The organism is Paenibacillus sp. YAE3 (assembly GCF_057546105.1).
In genome coordinates, this window is sequence record NZ_BAAIYF010000003.1 from 202,402 (window position 1) to 221,175 (window position 18,774).

The 18,774-nt window shown below is 49.5% G+C and carries 19 protein-coding genes; 10 read left to right on the top strand and 9 right to left on the bottom strand.

Annotated features, from left to right (window positions below; translation table 11 throughout):
* The first annotated feature begins 10 nt into the window (after window positions 1–10).
* Both AC27KL_RS06950 and AC27KL_RS06955 read left to right on the top strand, forming a co-directional pair.
* Window positions 11–1,198 carry an MFS transporter gene (locus AC27KL_RS06950; protein ID WP_487169257.1) on the top strand — a complete coding sequence of 396 codons (1,188 nt, stop codon included), beginning with the start codon at window positions 11–13 and terminating at the stop codon, window positions 1,196–1,198.
* Window positions 1,199–1,250: 52 nt separating this feature from the next.
* Window positions 1,251–1,781: a hypothetical protein gene (locus AC27KL_RS06955; RefSeq protein ID WP_487169258.1), complete on the top strand. Its 531-nt coding sequence runs from the start codon at window positions 1,251–1,253 to the stop codon at window positions 1,779–1,781.
* A gap of 107 nt (window positions 1,782–1,888) precedes the next feature.
* On the opposite strand, the gene AC27KL_RS06960 is transcribed toward AC27KL_RS06955, so the two are convergent.
* Complete coding sequence (locus AC27KL_RS06960) at window positions 1,889–2,116, bottom strand: hypothetical protein (RefSeq protein ID WP_487169259.1); 228 nt, start codon at window positions 2,114–2,116, stop codon at window positions 1,889–1,891.
* A complete protein-coding gene (locus tag AC27KL_RS06965) occupies window positions 2,091–2,984 on the bottom strand; it encodes a DUF2268 domain-containing putative Zn-dependent protease (protein WP_487169427.1) in 894 nt (297 codons plus the stop codon). Before AC27KL_RS06965 ends, AC27KL_RS06960 begins: the two co-directional genes overlap by 26 nt.
* Before the next feature lie 413 nt (window positions 2,985–3,397).
* Between AC27KL_RS06965 and AC27KL_RS06970 the strand changes: the two genes are divergently transcribed.
* Window positions 3,398–4,516 carry a hypothetical protein gene (locus AC27KL_RS06970; protein WP_487169260.1) on the top strand — a complete coding sequence of 373 codons (1,119 nt, stop codon included), beginning with the start codon at window positions 3,398–3,400 and terminating at the stop codon, window positions 4,514–4,516.
* Window positions 4,517–4,578: 62 nt separating this feature from the next.
* Here AC27KL_RS06970 and AC27KL_RS06975 read toward each other — a convergent pair whose 3' ends face one another.
* Both AC27KL_RS06975 and AC27KL_RS06980 read right to left on the bottom strand, forming a co-directional pair.
* Window positions 4,579–5,448 (bottom strand): copper amine oxidase N-terminal domain-containing protein, encoded by an 870-nt coding sequence (locus AC27KL_RS06975; protein ID WP_339321511.1) that lies wholly within the window; start codon window positions 5,446–5,448, stop codon window positions 4,579–4,581.
* 240 nt (window positions 5,449–5,688) lie between these two features.
* Window positions 5,689–5,865 (bottom strand): hypothetical protein, encoded by a 177-nt coding sequence (locus AC27KL_RS06980; protein WP_339321510.1) that lies wholly within the window; start codon window positions 5,863–5,865, stop codon window positions 5,689–5,691.
* Window positions 5,866–6,034: 169 nt separating this feature from the next.
* On the opposite strand from AC27KL_RS06980, the gene AC27KL_RS06985 reads away from it, so the two are divergent.
* The 4 genes from AC27KL_RS06985 to AC27KL_RS07000 all read left to right on the top strand — a co-directional run bounded on the left by AC27KL_RS06985 (window position 6,035) and on the right by AC27KL_RS07000 (window position 9,774).
* Window positions 6,035–6,367, top strand: a complete 333-nt coding sequence (locus AC27KL_RS06985) for a sigma-70 family RNA polymerase sigma factor (protein WP_310860627.1) — start codon at window positions 6,035–6,037, stop codon at window positions 6,365–6,367.
* Between the two features lie 532 nt (window positions 6,368–6,899).
* Entirely contained in the window at window positions 6,900–7,247 is a 348-nt protein-coding gene (locus AC27KL_RS06990; protein WP_339321507.1) for a hypothetical protein, read from the top strand.
* Between the two features lie 326 nt (window positions 7,248–7,573).
* Window positions 7,574–7,960: a BlaI/MecI/CopY family transcriptional regulator gene (locus AC27KL_RS06995; protein WP_339321506.1), complete on the top strand. Its 387-nt coding sequence runs from the start codon at window positions 7,574–7,576 to the stop codon at window positions 7,958–7,960.
* Window positions 7,960–9,774 carry a M56 family metallopeptidase gene (locus AC27KL_RS07000; RefSeq protein ID WP_487169261.1) on the top strand — a complete coding sequence of 605 codons (1,815 nt, stop codon included), beginning with the start codon at window positions 7,960–7,962 and terminating at the stop codon, window positions 9,772–9,774. The genes AC27KL_RS06995 and AC27KL_RS07000 overlap by 1 nt, the downstream gene beginning before the upstream one ends.
* 66 nt (window positions 9,775–9,840) lie before the next feature.
* Here the strand turns inward: AC27KL_RS07000 and AC27KL_RS07005 are convergent, their stop codons facing one another.
* The 5 genes from AC27KL_RS07005 to kduI form a co-directional block, all read right to left on the bottom strand.
* On the bottom strand, window positions 9,841–10,473 hold the full coding sequence (locus AC27KL_RS07005; protein ID WP_487169262.1) for a glycoside hydrolase domain-containing protein: 633 nt from the start codon (window positions 10,471–10,473) through the stop codon (window positions 9,841–9,843).
* A gap of 758 nt (window positions 10,474–11,231) precedes the next feature.
* Window positions 11,232–11,651 (bottom strand): NUDIX hydrolase, encoded by a 420-nt coding sequence (locus tag AC27KL_RS07010; protein WP_339321503.1) that lies wholly within the window; start codon window positions 11,649–11,651, stop codon window positions 11,232–11,234.
* 121 nt (window positions 11,652–11,772) lie between these two features.
* Window positions 11,773–12,525, bottom strand: a complete 753-nt coding sequence (gene kduD, locus AC27KL_RS07015; RefSeq protein ID WP_339321502.1) for a 2-dehydro-3-deoxy-D-gluconate 5-dehydrogenase KduD — start codon at window positions 12,523–12,525, stop codon at window positions 11,773–11,775.
* Window positions 12,526–12,560: 35 nt separating this feature from the next.
* Window positions 12,561–13,325 (bottom strand): DeoR/GlpR family DNA-binding transcription regulator, encoded by a 765-nt coding sequence (locus AC27KL_RS07020; RefSeq protein WP_036706788.1) that lies wholly within the window; start codon window positions 13,323–13,325, stop codon window positions 12,561–12,563.
* 49 nt (window positions 13,326–13,374) lie between these two features.
* Window positions 13,375–14,208 carry a 5-dehydro-4-deoxy-D-glucuronate isomerase gene (gene kduI, locus AC27KL_RS07025; RefSeq protein ID WP_339321501.1) on the bottom strand — a complete coding sequence of 278 codons (834 nt, stop codon included), beginning with the start codon at window positions 14,206–14,208 and terminating at the stop codon, window positions 13,375–13,377.
* 285 nt (window positions 14,209–14,493) lie between these two features.
* On the opposite strand from kduI, the gene AC27KL_RS07030 reads away from it, so the two are divergent.
* From AC27KL_RS07030 to AC27KL_RS07040, 3 genes are all read left to right on the top strand, one after another.
* Window positions 14,494–15,684, top strand: coding sequence for a glycine C-acetyltransferase (locus tag AC27KL_RS07030; protein WP_487169263.1), 1,191 nt, complete (start codon window positions 14,494–14,496; stop codon window positions 15,682–15,684).
* A gap of 63 nt (window positions 15,685–15,747) precedes the next feature.
* Entirely contained in the window at window positions 15,748–16,710 is a 963-nt protein-coding gene (locus AC27KL_RS07035; RefSeq protein ID WP_487169264.1) for an L-threonine 3-dehydrogenase, read from the top strand.
* A gap of 201 nt (window positions 16,711–16,911) precedes the next feature.
* The gene (locus AC27KL_RS07040; RefSeq protein ID WP_487169265.1) at window positions 16,912–18,726 is read left to right on the top strand and encodes a S9 family peptidase; all 1,815 of its coding nucleotides are present in this window, start codon (window positions 16,912–16,914) and stop codon (window positions 18,724–18,726) included.
* The last annotated feature ends 48 nt before the right edge of the window (window positions 18,727–18,774 follow it).

Genomic DNA, 18,774 nt, shown 5'->3' on the forward strand with positions numbered 1-18,774 from the left:
ACACCGGCATATGAATTTTAAAATTTACATTTTGGCGATAGCCTGTTTCGTGACCGGCATGGTCGAGCTGATCGTCGGCGGCATTTTGGATTTGATCTCCAGGGATCTTCACATTTCCCTGAGCGCCGCCGGGCAGCTCATTACGCTGTATTCGATCGTGTTTGCGATTTCCGGCCCGCTGCTGCTGACGGCAACGGCACGCATGGAGCGGAAGCGGTTGTACCAATGCGCGCTTCTCGTCTTTATTGCCGGGAACGTCCTGTCGATGGTCAGCCCTAATTTTGCGACGATGGTCGTCGCACGGATTTTGTCGGCGGCCAGCAGCGCGCTGATTACCGTATTGTCGATCACGATGGCTTCAAGAATGGCCAGCGAGGAATTTAAGGCCAGAGCCATCGGCGTCATTTTTATGGGCGTGAGCGGTTCGCTGGTGCTGGGCGTGCCGCTGGGCATGATGCTTGGAAACGCGTTCGGCTGGCGCGCGCCTTTCGTGATGATCACGGCGTTGTCCGTCGTTTCGCTTGTCGCGATTCAGCTTTTGATCCCGAAAACGGAGCCGGAGCCGGCCATTCCGCTGCGCCGTCAGCTGGCTTCCCTGAAGAACGGAAAAATCATTTTCGGGCAGCTGATCTCGGTCTTGATGCTGACCGGACATTTGACGCTTTACGCGTATTTGACGCCGTTTTTGCAGGAGACGCTGCATTTGAGCCCGTCGGTGCTCAGCTTGTTTTATCTCCTGTTCGGCATTGCGGCCGTGCTCGGCGGCGGTTTCGGAGGCTGGGTGACGGATAAGTTCGGGGCGGAAAAAAGCATTTTGGCGATCGTGGGCGTATTTGCCGTCATTATGTTCCTGATGCCGCTTTCGACCGTTTCGATGTATGTATGCCTGATCGTCATGCTGGTGTGGAGCGCGCTCAGCTGGTCGATTTCTCCGTCGATGCAAAGCTACCTGATCAAGTCGGCGCCGGAATCGTCCAACATTCAGCAAAGCTTGAACAGCTCGGCGACGCATGTCGGGATCGCCGTCGGTTCCGCGGTCGGCGGGATCGTGATCGAAAGCTCCTCGGTCTATTACAATGCTTGGGTCGGTGTGATATTCGTCATCCTGGCGCTCGCAAGCGCCGTGGCGTCGATCAAGTGGAAGTCCGCCCGGACGGCAGCCGCCGATGCGGCGCCGACGGCACGGACGCTGCACTAACCATGGATGGGAGGGAATGCCGTTCCCGGCAGTTCGGCGGGGCGGCGGAATTATGAGCGGATCCTATCTGTTGGAATCGGCCAAATGCATGGCTTTGACGCTGCAGCTGATGCAGGGAACTCCGGGGATGGATGGCGGGGCGGCCCTGGGCTTGGATCGCCCGGCAGCGGTGTGCGAGCAGCGCGCCGAAACGGCCGCCGCCGGGGCATCGGCAGAAAAGGGCACCCAAACCCCGGTTAGGCCTGCGGATCAAGCCCGGGGGGAGATCGAGATCAGCCGGCAATCGCTGCTGGATTTTTACGATCAATTGGCCCTGCTGCGGAGCGATCCGCTGATCAACGGACTTTTGGTCAACGGGGAATTTAAGCTGGCCGCCCCGGAAGATGCCCATGTGTTCGCCTATGAGCGCAGCCTTTCGGGCAGGCGTTTTCTGATCGTATCGAACTGGAGCAAGGAGCCGCTTGATTTTGCGCTCGGCCGCGATTTCGTCGAGGGCAAAGTGCGGGTGGCCGTTTATCCGGAAATCGTGTTGACGGAAAAGATGAGGCTGCGGCCATACGAGGCGTTTGCGGTGCTGGTATAGCCCGATATTCATGCAAGGTTATAAATGATGCGAGGCGAACTATTTCCGGCTACGGGCGTTCCTTTCGATTGCAGTTCTATGAAAAGGCTTGGCTTATCCGCCAACCTTCAGAGAAACCCTGTCCTTTTACGGAGGAACAGGGTTTCTTTTTGCGATTTTTTAGCCAAATCCTCATTGTTGTATTGATGAAAGCACTTTTTGATTCGGGCATCGAATTTGTAGGTATGGGCATTGCAAGCCGGCAACTCTGCATCGAGGCATGAAAAATGCAGGGTCCGGCTGGTAATGCCCGTAATCTGGACAATATTTTTAACCGTTAATAATGGTTTCTTCATCCCAAAATCCTTTTGCTTCGTCTAGTATTTGATCAGCAGGCGTTAGGGTGGCCTCAAAGATCGTTTTTCCTGTTTTTCTTAAATAATATTGAATCAAATAATATCCGCAAGCGTAACCAGAGCTATAAGGCATATGGACCGGTTTAAAGTTTTGAAGTTTCGCGATTTCGTCGCCGTAAAGATACGGAGCGATTTGATCAAACCCGGTTACGTGCCATTGCTCCCTAAGCACAGGCTTGATGCGCCTGTTCAGCGTGTCTGCGTTTGTTTTCGTCACCCAAGGGCCGAGCCATTCTTCGCCAAACATGAACGTGGCATAGTTTTCAGCCAATCCTTCGCTGACAATGAGCTCGCCCAAATGAACGGTATGATCCCACTGAATAAATTGATATCGCACGTTATGGTTGCATTCATGCGCCAGTGCTGCCTTCATTCGGGGAATCGTGTACCCATTCGGCAAGAGCGTGCCCCAGATAAACCCGGGAATGCCCCCGAAGCCGCTGTATCCTTCGTTTATTGTTAAGGAACGGTTTTCCGGATTCCCGAGTTGAATGGTAAATAAATAATCGGTTACGGGGAGGTTTATTCCATGCTCTACAAATAGAGACAAGCTTTTCTTCACAGCCTCCTCACACTCTTGCCAAAAGGATTCGGACGAAATCAGCCCGATCTCTGCCGAAAGCTGAGGGGTAATCTGATCAGGGGACCGATGCATCATGCTATTAAACGCAATAACATCAAACCCATGCGGCTCTTCAGCTTTAAAAGGAATCTGTTGAATTTGCCATTGCTTCATAAAGGGGGCCATCATTTCGTTTCTGAATAATTCAAGTTTTTCTTCGGGCGAAGCTTGGGCAACTTTTTGCATGCCTCCCTTGCCCACACCCACAGAAGCTTTTCGCTCCGTGCGGGGGGTGAAGCGAGGGACAGGAACGTAGAGCGCCTTAGCCGACGCTTTTTCCGGTTTAGGCGCTCTCGTTATCGGCCCGAGTACCCCCGCAGCGGTGCGTACCGGCTCTTAGGTGGCGTTTTTTGCCGCCTTAGAGCCGGTAGCATGAGCCTGTTCCCTATTCTTTTCTTAATTCTATTCAAAAAGAGTGCTATTATTTTTTATTTGTAGAGTTGTATTTGCCCCTCTTGAAGCTCCTATATGATTGAGGGGAACAAAAATCCCCTCAATCCACCAACCAGCTTGTGACCGTTCTAATGTTGTGAGGGATACACAACAAATAGAAAATCTATCCCCACAAGCTGTACTTCCAAAAAAAGAGGGGATTATATATGTCTTGTAATCAAACCACAAAAACAATTGTTAATATTCCTAAGCCAACCGGTACACCAACGCTATTGGTTGGTTCTCAGTCTGCTATAGGCACCCGTTTTTTTTGTTCTGACAATCCGGAAAAAATCAACTCCACAACAACCACATTCAAAAATGGATTTGCCACACTTTGGAGCGATACTTCTTCCGGTAATTCTTCGGTACGTTACCGCTTTTTTGTATGGCACTATAATGATACCGGAGCTTCTATCAAAGTCGGAATTACGGTCGGCAATGCGGGTACTTCCTCCTACTCGATCCATAATGTAAACGACGCCGTTCAAGTACTGCCAAGTGGTTCAATTCTTCAGCACGGAATCTGCGGAGCTACTGCACTTGTGGGAGGCACGATGGATAGTGTTACTCCGAAAAATTCTTCTGTTGCTGCTGGACAGGTTGGAGTAGTAAAGGAATGGACCGTTCCAGATAAGTCTATCGTTGGTGGAATCATTGAATTTTCGCTCAGCAACACTGTATCCAATACCGCTATGAATTATCGAGTTCGTACAGTTGCTGCCAATAATACAACCGCAGACCTGACAAAGAATCAAAATCCCGTCGTTAATTACTATTCAGAGGATGGGGCAACACATCCTCGTGGTTCCTGGAATTTTGCCGATATTAAAAGCTCTGTCAGCTATAGTGCCGGCAGTGGTTGGAAATATTACAATGCAAGTAACGGGGATACGGATGATCTAATGAAAGCAAGCAATTCATACAAAGACCCCGAAGCTCCTCCTGCGCAAGGACCAGCAAGTAGTAATAAAGGTCACTATGGAATTAAATATAACCTTGATGTTACGTTGAACAATACAACTGGTGCTGAAAAGACCGTCAAGGTTTATGTTGCCGCCCGCGGAACAAACTATTACGCCGGTGCAGTTCGGTGGAGCGGAGAAGGCGTAACATACAAGGTACCTAAGCTTGAATCATACCTGAAAGTCTCTGGAAATGAACAACCAGCGGTTGAGGTCGCTACTGTAAAGCTTGCACCGGGAGCCTCGATCACTCGAACAATTACTATGTCAACTGCAGGTGGGGCATCTACTCCTGCACTCATTGCATTCCAAACTGTATAAACAAAAAAACCAAGCAAAAAAGCCCTACGAAGGGGCTTCTTTGCTTGGTCTGAATAAACTAATTATTCATAAAATGCGTATCCTGTAATCAGAGTTCGAGATCCCCTGCTAACATTGTCCACCTTCCATACCCCATTTGTAAACACAAGCGTAATTGACCGATCCTCTATATATTGGTCTTCACCCATCAAACCATTTGCTAGTATGACAGACTGTGAAAGTAGAGCTTTTGTCTGACTGATATATTCAGGCAAAGTAATAGGAGCTGTATAAGTATTTTCTGTACCCAGTCCTTTATTTTGAACAACCGATTTTATCAGTTTATCAGTAAAATACGGTTTAAAATGTGCACTAACATTTTTCAGTGATGCTGTATTCCCTGCTTCGTTTAGCTTCTCGGACAACACCTTTAAACGTGCATCCGTAATTTTTTGTTTTTCTGGGATTTGAACAGACGGTTGATCCATGTTAATAATGATGTGCTTTCCATCCAATACGACGCTTGCTTTCTTCGCTTTATTATCCCATGTAACACTGGCTCCGAGTGATTGACTTACAAATCCTAACGGAACATAAGTCGTTCCTTTCATAATTTGCGTAGCAGTATCGAGACTAATGTATTCCCGATGAGGAGTATTAGGAAATTCAGCAGTCGGCGGCGTTTCAACAATAGCCCCCTTGAAATTTGCAGCAAGGCGAATTGTCGAGTCGCCCTTTTGAATTTTAACTTCTTTGTTTTCTTGAGACCATTTTACATTCGCTCCCAGATTTTCAGAAACGGCACGCAGCGGAATGAGGACTCGACCACTATTAATTTGACCATTATTAATTATCACTTCTTTTGATGCATCCGCAGCATAAATCGGAACAGATGTCATAGGCAAAGCAAATAAGGCGAAGGCAAGTACGGATGCAGTCCACTTTTTAAGCATAAAAATCCTCCCAACTTTCATGTCATCAGATATATAGACACTATTTCTTTCTACTTTGTTACATTACCCATGCAAAAAGACCATGATCCATTGACCATGATCTTCCGGAAAAAATATAACGAGAAGAATGAACAGAAAGCCTAGACCGACTTCTCATTAACCAGGTAATTTCGCAGATCCTGTTATACAAAATTGAAATTAACTTCAAAGTAATCACTTCAATTCATATAGACAACACCTTTAATCTTGTGTTTCTTTATGAACCGATTGAATGGCTTGAGCAAGCTGCTTTAAGGAGAAGTCCAAACGATCCAGTTTCTCACCTATCGTCTGTAAGACATAGCGTATCAAAATGAAACACAAAGTTACCGGAAAACCCACATTTGTAATTAATGATATTGTATCCGTAACTTCCATATACCGTACCCTCCTTTTCGAATTTCTATCTATTAGGAAACTCGATTTACCATTTAACAACAAAAAATGATACAATAAAAAAATGGGAACAAACGTTCCTATTTTAGTTGTAAAATTACCCCTTGTTTTCCCTATATATACACGATGATCACAAAAGGGAGAGATACAAATGGAACAAACAGAAATTTATGAACACTATAAAACAGAAATTTATCGTATTGGTTGGAGGGTTCAGTATCAAGCTAAAAAGATACGAAATCGTGAACATTCCTTCAATGATAAAGAGCCCTTCTACTCAAACTTTGCTACGGAAACAGAAGAAAAAATGTGGGTTCATCAATTGCTTGACACATTACCCCCTCAGGGGAAATCAATTATTGAAAAAATATATCTACAAGGCCTTACAGAAGTTGAAGTAGCGAAACAGCTTAACATTAGTCAACAGGCGGTGAACAAATGGAAGCGAAAAATGCTTGCACAACTATCTCTAATAGCGAAATGATAAAACTTCTTGAAGCTGCCAAACAAAAGGATCGTACTGCGATGTTACAACTCATAGACCTTTTTAGAGAGGATATTTTGAGAATTAGTCAATTTATCCATTTGCCTAAGGAAGATGCGATATCAGCTATCATTACTGAGAGAGTTTCTTGAACTTGTACAAGCTTCAGATAACAATGGTGTAATGCAATACAACAAGAATATTACATAAGTGCATTCCAACTTTAGAGCCATTGGCCATTTACCTCGACCTGACCCCAGAAAGACTGATCGTGCATTGACCTCGGCTAAAATCAGACAAGTCAGTTCTGAATAAGAGCTCTTCGATCAACTTGAGCTTGTTAACAAAAAATACGGAATAACCCGCATTATAATATGACCCTAGGGGGCCTCATTTCGATGGACCACGATACTTCATCATATTGCAGTAAAACCATGAAATTATTTGAATCTAAACAAATTAAAACGAAAATAGCCGAATTTTATCACTCTATGTTATTATGTAGGAAAATATTGGTGTGAGGAGCCGAATCATGGGGGCTAAAAACGCGGTTATAGCAGGTGACTATCAAAAAAAAATAGTGTTAAATACAGGCAAATGTATTGCGATTGCGACTGGTTTTCTCAAGAGAGTAGAGCTTACAAAAGATACGGTAGAAGCATATGAAGTTGTAGATGAAAGCAGTCAGACCAGCGCTGTTAGTGCTGTAGGTCGCGGATTAGCTGGCTCGCTTCTTTTGGGGCCTGTCGGTATGCTGGCAGGACTTTCGGCGAAAAAGAAAGGAACGCATACTGTCGCAGTACAATTTAAAGATGGTTCAAAAAGCTTGCTCGAAATCGATGATAAAATGTACAAAAAACTTATGACAGATTTATTTTAAAAGAAACTACAGAGAGCATAGAGCCCTAAAAGGGGCTCTTTTTTCTACTAGGGAGGTACGCCTTCTTACGAGGCCCGTAAAAAATCCCAATGGAACCTGCCGCTTTTTCCGGAAATAGTTGGAATTCAAGGCCGTGCTTAAATTAAACAGAAGGCTGAACGGGTTTCCGCTTGCATGCTTACACGAAACGTCCCCCACATGCAACCTTTCATCCTTTCGGGACGTCAAAGATCAGGGAAACAAAAATTTTAGGAATAACTTGCATTCCAATTATACAATTGTATAATTAATTGTATTAGACAATTGTATAACAGTGAGGGAAAACCATGGAAAAAATAAAACGATTGCCAGATGCAGAACTGGAAGTAATGCTAATCATCTGGAAGACGGGGCAATCGATAAATTCCTCTTACATTCTGGATCAACTTCGGGATAAGCGGAATTGGTCATTGCCTACTCTTATGACTGTCCTTGCACGGTTGACGGAAAAAGGATTTCTAATTTGTGAGAAAGAAGGTCGAAATAACAGGTACTATGCAGCCATATCGGAAAGCGAATATAAGGAGAGCGAAGGCAAATCCACATTGATGAAACTGTTCGGCAACTCGGTTCAAGACATGGTGATGTCCTTGTACAACGGGAAAGCGATTAACAAAAACGATCTTGCCGAGCTGCGGGAGCTCATTGACAAAGTGGAAAGGGAGGAGAGCTGATGACCAGCCTGTTTTCAGACTATCTGAACATTTCGGTTACGACCAGCTTACTCATTGTAATCTTACTTTTCCTGACTCCCCTGTTGCGCAAACATTATTCGGCAAAATGGACTTACTGGATATGGATGGTTTTGGCGATCCGATTGCTATTGCCTTTCCATTTTTCATTTGACAAGAGCTTAATCGACATTCCGTTACCCAGTAACCCAATTATGAACCCTACCGCTCAAGGCATGTCGCAAGTAAACACGCAAGTAGAAAATCCACTTGCAGCACAGCCCATACAGGTACAGACAGCCGTCGAACCGGCCGTCCATGCCCCGTCTCTTTTCTATATTCTAGCTACAATCTGGCTGATCGGGGCGGTGTTGTTTCTCGCGTATCATGTCGCAGGATACTACACGTTCAGAAAACAGGCGCTTCGCTGGAGCAGACCCATCGAAAGTAAACTAATCGCAGCCCGAATCCGAACCATGATGCTCGAAATGGGCGTTCCCTTGTCTATCCCTGTGCTAACCAGCGAAAAAGTGCCAAATCCGATGCTTGTCGGTTTCAGAAAACCACTGCTGCTTTTGCCGCATGAGCAGTATTCCGAAGAAGAATTGACGTTCATCATCAAGCATGAGCTGGTCCATTATCAGCGCCATGACATTCTGTATAAGTTGCTGCTCGTAACGGTGCATGCTCTACATTGGTTTAATCCTTTTGTATGGCTGCTCGTCCGGGAAGCCAGTCGAGAAATTGAATTGTACTGCGACGATACTGTCGTGTTTAAGCAAAGCCTAGCCTATCGCAAAAAATATTGCGAAGTCATTCTCTCTGTCATGCAGAAGCCGAGTCCTCGCTTTTTAGCATTATCCACGAATTTTTTAGGAGGGAAACATACCATGAAACAAAGATTCAAGTCCATCCTGAGTATGAAGAAGAAACGAAGTGGACTTATGCTGTTCTGTGCCGTTGTCCTTTCGCTGGGCGTATTAGCAGCCTGCGCCAATGTTACAAGCGGAAACAGCGCGGCCTTCAAACCCGGTACGATCTATTCTAACCTCGTCGGGGACCAAGTTGTCTCCTATGACGCGGGCAATTCCTATTCGATTGATAAGGAAGGCCATGTTTCCATCTCATATCGAAATGGGAAAGTGACTGCAAAAACGCCTTTACAATTAGATATGGCAAGGGAATCCTTCGACCGAGGACTAAGCGAAGGCAGCTTTTTCATCTCCGAAGATAAAACTGCCATTGTATATAATCCCGATCCTGACAAATTCGCTCCGGTTCATGTTCTGATCAGCGACAACATGGGCAAGACATGGAACGAGACCGTCGTTCAAAACGAAGACGCCAAGGGTGATGAGCTATTCATCGGTTTCACATCGGAAAAAGAAGGCTGGATGGTTGTCGGCCACGGATGCGGAGTCGCATGCGCAGAAAACTTTGTCTTTCAGACTTCGGATGGCGGAAAAACATGGATCGAAACAGGAAATCCGAATGATCAGTATTCGGAACATTTAACGGGGGTCGGTTTCTCTAACCCCGATACCGGCTTTTTAGGATACAGATATTTCACAGCGCCCGATCCGATCATTTATTGGACTAAGGATCGAGGAAAGACTTGGGATCGACTCCCTGTCAGCCTGCCAGAAAAGTTTGAGAATTATTCAAAAAACCCGCTCTCGCCTTTCTTTAACGGGAAAGAAGGACGTTTTCCTATTAGCCTGTCCGGGGATAATGGAATTATTGGAACCATTTATTTATCCAGCAAGGATGGAGGCTTAACTTGGGCTTATGACGCATCCCTGGATAAGTTAAAATAACCAAAAAAATTAAAGAAAGAGCGGCTGTCTATACAGGCCGCTCTTTCTTTTGCCATTCATGAAAAATTACTTTTTCCAACCTCCGCCGCCATTAGAAGAAGACTCTACATAGTCTACTTTAATTTTTGCAGCATCAGTGCCAAGGTCGGTGTTGTATTTATACTGCCGAAGGTTCCAATCATCGAAAGTGCCAGGCCAACTATCTACGATGAACGTATACCGTTCGGTAGCCGAGTAAGCGCCACGGATGTAAGAACAAACTGCTCTTGAACCGTAAATACCCATTTTGTACCCGTGCGGATTCTTGGAACTGTTATTCAAGACCGACAGTACCCCTTGAAAATAAGGAACGACCTTATCCTTGATCTCCTGTGTAGTCCAATCCCGAGTGTCCACTGTGAAATAAATGGGAGTTCCATTGGGTTGTCCCAAGTTGCCTGCCAGCTTTACAGCGTCTGTGGCATCGCTAACACCATTAGCGTTAGTAAAATAGTCTTGTTTGGTAGCCCCATTCTTTTCATAAATGGATACAATGAACAATCCGCCGTCCGAAATGGTGTCCACTTCGGCAGTTGTCAATTCGTCATGCGCTCCCTCAACGCGGTTCAGGTAGCGGCCAACAAAGGTCATTTTGTAATCTTTAAGCGTCTTCAACCGTGCCGCCGTCACTTTTGTTGCTGTGTCACAACCAAGTGCCATATGAAAACAACTCCTTATTTAATAGTTTTGACAATGAAAAGTCCGTTCCCGGGTTTGAACTTTTCTCGCCTTCACTTAATAAGGAGATTGATCAGTATGAATTACAACCAAATGAAGTGCCCTTTTATTCTTTTAGTACAAAAAAAGTGAATCCTCCCCTAAAAAGAGCAATGAATGTCCCGTGCGGCAAGGACTCCTGAAACGCAGGATCCTTAGTTCTACTTTAGAACTACCCCAAAGACACGGCTTTGCTCTTTTCAGTGCTCAGCTCTCCGAGTTATTCGTCTGTAGGAGTATTTATACTTTCTGGTTGACATGTAAATCCTTAAATCTTGACGAAATGATATTTCTCTGTTGCATCAGGCAAAAGGACCATCATACGAGAAACAAGGGATTTGATTTTATCTTTTAGGTACTTCTCATCAACCAGGTTTTGAAGCAAAGTGATCCCTGATTCAACTTTTTGCAGGTTACAGTAGCGCAACCAAATGCGTTATGGCCACTCCGTATCCAAGAAACAGAACCCGGTAATTCCTTAGCGTAGGAAATACCGGGTTTTTCGCATGCAAAAATCCGAATTGCCGTTAATCTCTGGTAAATCCGATCTGAACGCAGTGTTTTTATATTCATAACTCTCACTCCAAGTCGTTTTATAGTGAGAATTATGCGCTATGACCTAACGTCATAGTCAATACCTTGGATCAAATTCTAAACGGATTTGTTTTTTAACAGTTACGATGAAGCTTTTTGTAGCCGGCTTATTCCTTTGACTGCTGCAAAATGCCGCTCATGTTGACCTGCTCGATCATATGGCCGATATTGCCTTCGCCTGCGTACAAGGTCATGTCGAAAAAGTTTTGGCCAAGATCGCTCCAATACAGCTCGTTTTCGTCCCCCGCGGCATCGACGTCTCGTTTCAGCCTGCCGGCATACACCTCGACGTAACAGTGCTGCAAATAATACGTAAAATCCATGACGTGATGAAGCGTCACGTCTTCCGGGGAGATCCCGGTTTCCTCCATAAGCTCCCGGTAAGCGGCATCCATGCCGCGCTCGCCGGGTTCGATTTTCCCGCCCACCAGATTGCTTAAGCCTTTGTACGGATCTTTCAGGCGTTTGCACATGAGCAGCCGGTCCATGTCTTTGCTGTAGATCATGACGACATTGTATCCTTGCATGTTCGATTCTCCCTTATACAGAACTGCATATTTGATCATGACGATAGCACAAAAGAGGGGTGGCGGACAATGCAAAAGGCGTGCCTGTCGGGAGAACCCGGGCAGCACGCCTTGCTTCGTTTTATCTTGCCATCCAGCCGCCGTCCACGCAGAGGACATGGCCGTTGACGTAATCGGATGCGGAGGAGGCGAGGAAAATCGCCGCGCCCTGGATGTCCTCCGGCGTTCCCCAACGTCCGGCGGGGATCCGTTCGGTGATGGATTTTTTGCGTTGTTCGTCGGCCAAAATTTGCGCCGTATTATCCGTGATCATGTATCCCGGCGCGATGCCGTTGACCTGTACGCCGCTTGCGGCCCATTCGTTGGCAAGCGCTTTGGTCAAACCTGCGACGCCGTGTTTGCTTGCCGTATACCCCGGCACGTTGATGCCGCCTTGATAGGAGAGCATGGAGCAAATGTTGATGATTTTGCCGCTGCCGCGTTCGATCATATGCCTGCCGGCAATTTGCGACAGCAGGAACACGGAGTTCAGGTTCAGGTCGATGACGTCGAACCAGTCTTTTTCGCTGTGGTCTTTGGCAGGGGTCCGGCGGATGGTCCCCGCGTTGTTGACGAGTATGTCGATGCTGCCCGTCAGCTGCAAAGCTTCGTCGAACACGGCCTGCAGCCCCGAGGCATCGCTCAGGTCGGCCTTGACGGCAGAAGCTTTGCGTCCCAAAGCCGCGGCCTTTCCGACGGCCGCTTCGGATGAACCGCGGGCCACGCACACGACGTTCGCGCCGGCTTCGGCGAGCCCGATGGCGATGCCCTGACCCAGGCCGCCGGAGGTGCCGGTGACCAGCGCCGTTTTGCCTTCCAAACTAAACAGATTCATGCTTTCATCCGCTCCTTGACTGTGACTTTTATCCTTCACCGGTCTCCCGCAAGCTCGATCGGAAGGCCGGCTTTGCGGTACTCCGCAAGCACCGCTTCCGGCAAACCGTCGTCCGTGATGAGACCGTGGAGTTCCTCAAGCCGGGCAAAGGTCCGGAGCGCCGTCTGCCCGAATTTATGATGATCCGCTACCGCGATCCTTTCGCGGGCGGTGTCGATGAGCGCCCGTTTGAATGCGAGCAGTTCTCCGGTATAGACCGACAGCCCATGCTCCAGATGGATGCCGGTCGCCGAAATAAACGCTTTTTGGATGTTAAGCTCTTTGACGTACGCCACGGCTTCGGGGCCGGTCAAGATGTTGCGCACCCGGTAACCGCCCGGAACCACGAGATTGATTTTGTCTTTTTTGGAAAGCTCGCTGATGATATAGACGTCGTTCGTAATGACCGTATACGGCTGGTTGGGCAGCAGGCGCGCGATTTCCAGCGTGGTGCTGCCGCCGTCGAGGGCGACGATGTCGCCGGGCACGATGCGGTTCAGCGCCGCTTGGGCGATGTTTTTTTTCATCTCCAGGTTTTTGGAAATCGGCTCTTTGGAGGGCAATATGCCGAACTGGTCCGCCTGGGCCAAAACGGCGCCGCCGTGAACGCGGCGGATGAGCCCCTGCTCCTCCAGCTTGGTCAGGTCCTCGCGGATGGTTTTGCCCGTGACCTTCAATATGTCGCTAAGCTCCGCCACCGTAACTTCTTGATTGGTCAGCAGCGCTTCCATAATCTTCTCGTGCCGCAGGATCGGGTTCATGTACAAGCCTCATTTCGAATCAGGGTTAAACTTGAATACATTTTACGTTCTATTGTAATTCCTTCATGTCCACCGGGTCCATATCGGAATAAATTTTGTTGTCGCCGGCCATGCCCCAAATAAACGTATAATTGCTTGTGCCCACGCCGCTGTGGATCGACCAGCTCGGAGAAATGACGGCTTGCTCGTTCCGCATGACGATGTGGCGCGTTTCGCTCGGCTCGCCCATCAAATGGAACACGACGGCATCGTCCGGCAGGTCGAAATACATGTATGCTTCCATCCGGCGCGGATGCACGTGCGCAGGCATCGTATTCCACATGTTGCCCGTTTTGAGCAGCGTCATGCCCATGACAAGCTGCGAGCTTTGGATGCCGTTTTGGTGGATAAAGCGGTAGATGGTGCGTTCGTTGGAATTTTCGATCGAGCCGAGATCGGCCGATTCGGCATCGGCGAGCGTTGCCTTTTGGGTCGGGTACGCTTGATGGGCAGGCGCCGAATTCAGGTAAAACTTGGCCGGAGCGGCAGCGCTTTCGCTTTTGAAAACGACTTCCTTGTTGCCCATGCCGACGAACAGGCATTCCTTGTGGTCCAGCTCGTAAGACTCGCCTTCGACGACGACCGTGCCTTTGCCGCCGACGTTGATGATGCCGATTTCGCGGCGCTCCAGGAAGTAACCTACGCCGAGCTCTTTCAAATCCACGTCCAGACGCACCGATTCGTTCACCGGAAACGCGCCGCCGATGATCATGCGGTCTTCATGCGTGAGGACAAGCTCCAGACGGTCCGGGGTGAACAGCACCGGAATGTGGAATTCTTCGCGCAAACGCGCCGTATCGAACTGTTTCACTTCCCGCGGATGCGATGCATATCTTCTTTCCAAAAGAAACACTCCCTTTTCGTTCATTTATGTTCATATCGTTCATATACGTTCACTTTAGCTCTTTTTGCTGTTCTTGGCAACCACTTTTTGACGCCGGACCGGGCAGGAACTTTCGAAGGCAAACATGCGGCATGCAAAAATATTTTGCAAATAATGTCCTTGGTGGATGTACAAAACTTAAAAAAGGTGCTACATTGAATATACATAATTACTTGTATATAAAGGGTTTTTAACAATATTAATGTCCTCTGATTGCGGACATATGTATATTTAGGAGGGATTCGCATGCCGAGTCATTCGCTGGACCGGTTTTTAACGGAAAACATCGAGGATTTAAAAAGCAAAGGCTTGTACAACGTCATTGACCCGCTTCAAGGACCCAACGGACCGACCATCCTGATCGGAGGGAAAACGCTGATCAACCTGTCCTCCAACAACTATTTGGGGCTCGCTACGGACGAACGATTGGTAAACGCTTCCATTGAAGCCTCAAAAACCTACGGCGCAGGCGCGGGGGCGGTCCGGACGATCAACGGCACTTTGGATCTTCATCTGGAGCTGGAACGCAAGCTGGCCGAATTCAAACATACGGAAGCGGTCATCGCCTACCAGTCCGGCTTCAATTGCAACATGGCGGCCATTTCCGCGGTCATGGACAAAAACGATGCGATCCTCTCGGATGAGCTGAACCATGCCTCCATCATCGACGGCTGCCGTTTGTCGAAGGCGAAAATCATCCGGTTCAAGCACTCGGACATGGAAGACCTGAGAGCGCAGGCGAAAGCCGCCAAGGAATCCGGTTTATACAACAAAATCATGGTGATCACGGACGGCGTGTTTTCCATGGACGGCGATATCGCGAAGCTGCCCGAAATCGTGCAAATCGCCGAAGAGTTCGATCTGATCACGTACGTGGACGATGCCCACGGCTCCGGCGTGCTGGGCGGGGGAGCCGGGACGGTGAAGCATTTCGGCTTGTCGGACCGGATCGATTTCCAGATCGGCACCCTTTCCAAAGCGATCGGCGTCGTCGGCGGTTACGTGGCCGGCTCGAAAAAGCTGATCGAATGGCTGAAGCTGAGAAGCCGCCCGTTCCTGTTTTCGACAGCTTTGCCGCCAGCGCCCGTGGCCGCCTGCATCGCTTCGGTCGACATTTTGATGAACGACAAAACGCTGATCGAGAAGCTGTGGGACAACGGGAATTACTTGAAAGACGGGCTGAAAAGAATCGGCTTCGACATCGGAAACAGCGAGACGCCTATTACGCCGTGCATTATCGGGGACGAAGTCAAAACCCAGGCATTCAGCAAACGTTTGTATGAGGAAGGCGTATACGCCAAAGCGATCGTGTTCCCGACGGTGCCGAAAGGAACCGGACGGATCCGCAACATGCCGACGGCTGCCCACAGCAAGGAAATGCTGGATCAGGTTCTTGCCGTCTACGAACGCGTAGGCAAAGAGCTGGGGATTATTTAAGCGGGATCGATTGCGGGATGCTGCAAGTCCGGTTGCCGGGAAGCCAACAGGGGAGGAATAACGATGAAAAAAATATTGGTGACGGGAGCGCTCGGCCAGATCGGGTCCGAACTGGTCGCGAAACTGAGACAATTGTACGGCGCCGATCAGGTCGTTGCGACCGATATCCGAATGTCCGGACATGAGGTGACGCGATCCGGACCTTTCGAAACGCTGGACGTAACCGACGGTAAAGCGATGTTCGAGCTCGCCAAGCGCCATCGGGTGGACACGGTCATCCATTTGGCGGCGCTCCTCTCCGCAACGGCGGAGGAAAAACCGCTGCTCGCATGGAATCTGAACATGGGCGGGCTGGTCAACGCCCTGGAAACGGCCAGGGAGCTCGGCTGCCAGTTTTTCACGCCAAGCTCCATCGGGGCCTTCGGCCCGTCGACGCCGAAAAGCCATACGCCGCAGGACACGATCCAGCGCCCGACGACGATGTACGGCGTGAACAAGGTGTCGGGCGAGCTGCTGTGCGACTATTATTTTCATAAATACGGACTCGATACGAGGGGGCTGCGGTTTCCCGGGCTCATCTCTTACGTGACCCCTCCCGGCGGAGGCACGACCGATTACGCGGTCGAGATTTATTACGCTGCCGTGAGCAAAGGGCGTTATGCATCGTTTATCGACAAAGGCACCTTCATGGACATGATGTACATGCCGGACGCGCTTGATGCGATCGTGCAGCTGATGGAAGCGGACGGTTCGAAGCTGAAGCACCGCAACGCCTTTAACGTGACGGCGATGAGCGTCGACCCGGAAGCGATCGCCGCTTCGATCCGCAAGGTGCTGCCTTCCTTCGTGCTGGAGTACGACGTCGATCCGAAAAGACAGGCCATCGCCGAGAGCTGGCCGGACTGCATCGACGCTTCCGCCGCCGCGGAAGAATGGGGCTTCAAGGCGCAATACGACCTGGACGCGATGACGACGGATATGCTGAGCCAGCTCGGCGCCAAAGAGCGGATGGCCCGGAACGCTTGATTATTTTAACCTTCAGCAGCTTCAGCGAGCTGCCTGCCTTGCCCGATCGGGGGCAAACGCAGGCAGCCTTTTTTTTGCGGGCAAAAGCGGAATTCGCGAGGCATGCCCGAAGTGGTCATCCGGTCCATGGATCGACTATAATATGAAGCAAGCCCCGGTTTGACCGGAGGTCCATTTTCAGGGAGAAGGAGTTGCATAATCATGATCCAATTTCCGAGGCCTGACGTAGAGCAGTTTTTTCAAACCTATCTCATTCGTTCCTTCGGCATAAGCAAAGATGAACAGCGGCTGGTTTTCAGCAGCACGCTAAACGGCAAATTCAATTTGTGGGCGATGGATTTAAACGGGGATACGCAGTACCCGTATCCGCTCACGTACAACGATCAGATGTGCAATTTCGTGAAGGCGGACCCGCAGGGCAGACACCTGCTTACGGCCTTCGACCGGGACGGGAACGAAAACTACCAGCTGCACGCCCTTCGCTGGAACGGCGGCGAGCCGCTCCCGCTGTTCGAAAACGCATCGCCGGACGAAAAACATGAATTCGTGCATCTGTCCGAAGACGGCAACCGCGTTTATTACACGACCTCCAAAGACAATCCGAATTTCCTTAATTCCCGCGTTTACGATCTGGAATCGAAGCAGGACAGGCTGCTGCTGGAAGGCAAAGACACGGTGACCATGATCAGCGCCGTCAGTCCGGACGAAAAGACCTTTGCCTACACCAAAATGTACGCCAATACCCACTACGTAAGTTATCTTTTGCTCGAAAACGGCCAAGAGGTTTGCCTTACTCCTTCTCCGGAGCGGCCCCACATGTCGGGGAACGTGCAGTTTCTGGACAACGACAACGTCGTGTTCGCGACAGATTACGATTCGGATTTTACATACATGGCGCATTTCAGCATCAAGGAGGGGGCTTTCAAACGGCTGTGCGGAATCGGCCGGGAATCGATCGGCGCCCTTCGCTTGCATAAGGAAACGCAAACCGTCTATATCGTGACGGAAAAAGGCGTCGAAGACCGCCTCTACGCCTACGCCTTGGACAGCGGGGAACTGACGCCCATCCCGCTTCCGGTCGATATTCTCGAGCAGATGTTTGTCGCGGCTTCGGGCAACCTGTATATCCTGGGACGAGGCGCGGTGAAGCCGTTGAACATTTACCGCTACGACGGAAGCGGATGGACGATGCTCACCAAAAACGTGCTGACCGGGCTGACGGAGGAAGATCTTGTCGCGCCGGAAGTGGTGACCTATGCATCCTTTGACGGCATGGAGATCGAAGCGCTCCTGTTCCGGGCCAAAGCGGAGGCCGCCAACGGCTGCACCGTCTTTTGGCCGCACGGCGGGCCGCAGGCGGCGGAACGCAAGCAATTCCGCGCGATGTTCCAATATATCCTGGCCGGGGGGTACAACATTTTTTGCCCGAATTTCCGCGGCAGCACCGGTTACGGCAGCTCGTTTACGAAGCTGGTGGAGCAGGATTGGGGCGAAGGGCCGCGGAAGGATTGCCTGGCCGGAATGGATTGGCTGTTCGAGCAGGGCATTTCGAGCCCGGATCGCCTGTTCGTGGTCGGGGGCAGCTACGGCGGTTACATGACGCTGCTGCTGGCCGGGCGGAATCCGGAATATTTCAAGGCGGCCATCGACATTTTCGGCGTCAGCAACCTGTTTTCGTTTTACGGTTCGGTGCCGGACCATTGGAAACCGGTCATGGAGCAGTGGCTTGGCGATCCGGAGCGCGACCGCGAACGTTTCGTCAAGGATTCGCCGATTACGTATCTTGACCAAATGGTCAACCCGATGCTCATCATCCAAGGCGCAAACGATCCGCGCGTGGTCAAGGCCGAATCGGACCAAATCGTGGAGGCGCTGCGGGCGAAAGGGCGCGACGTCGAATATATCGTCTTTGAGGATGAAGGCCATGGCATAACGAAAAAGGCGAACGAAAAAGTCGCTTATGCGCGGATGGTCGAGTTTTTGGACCGCTGCCAAGCGGCCGTCCTTAAGCCGTAAACGGGAGTCCTCCCGCTTTAATGTTCCTGTGTAACGCAGATTCCATCG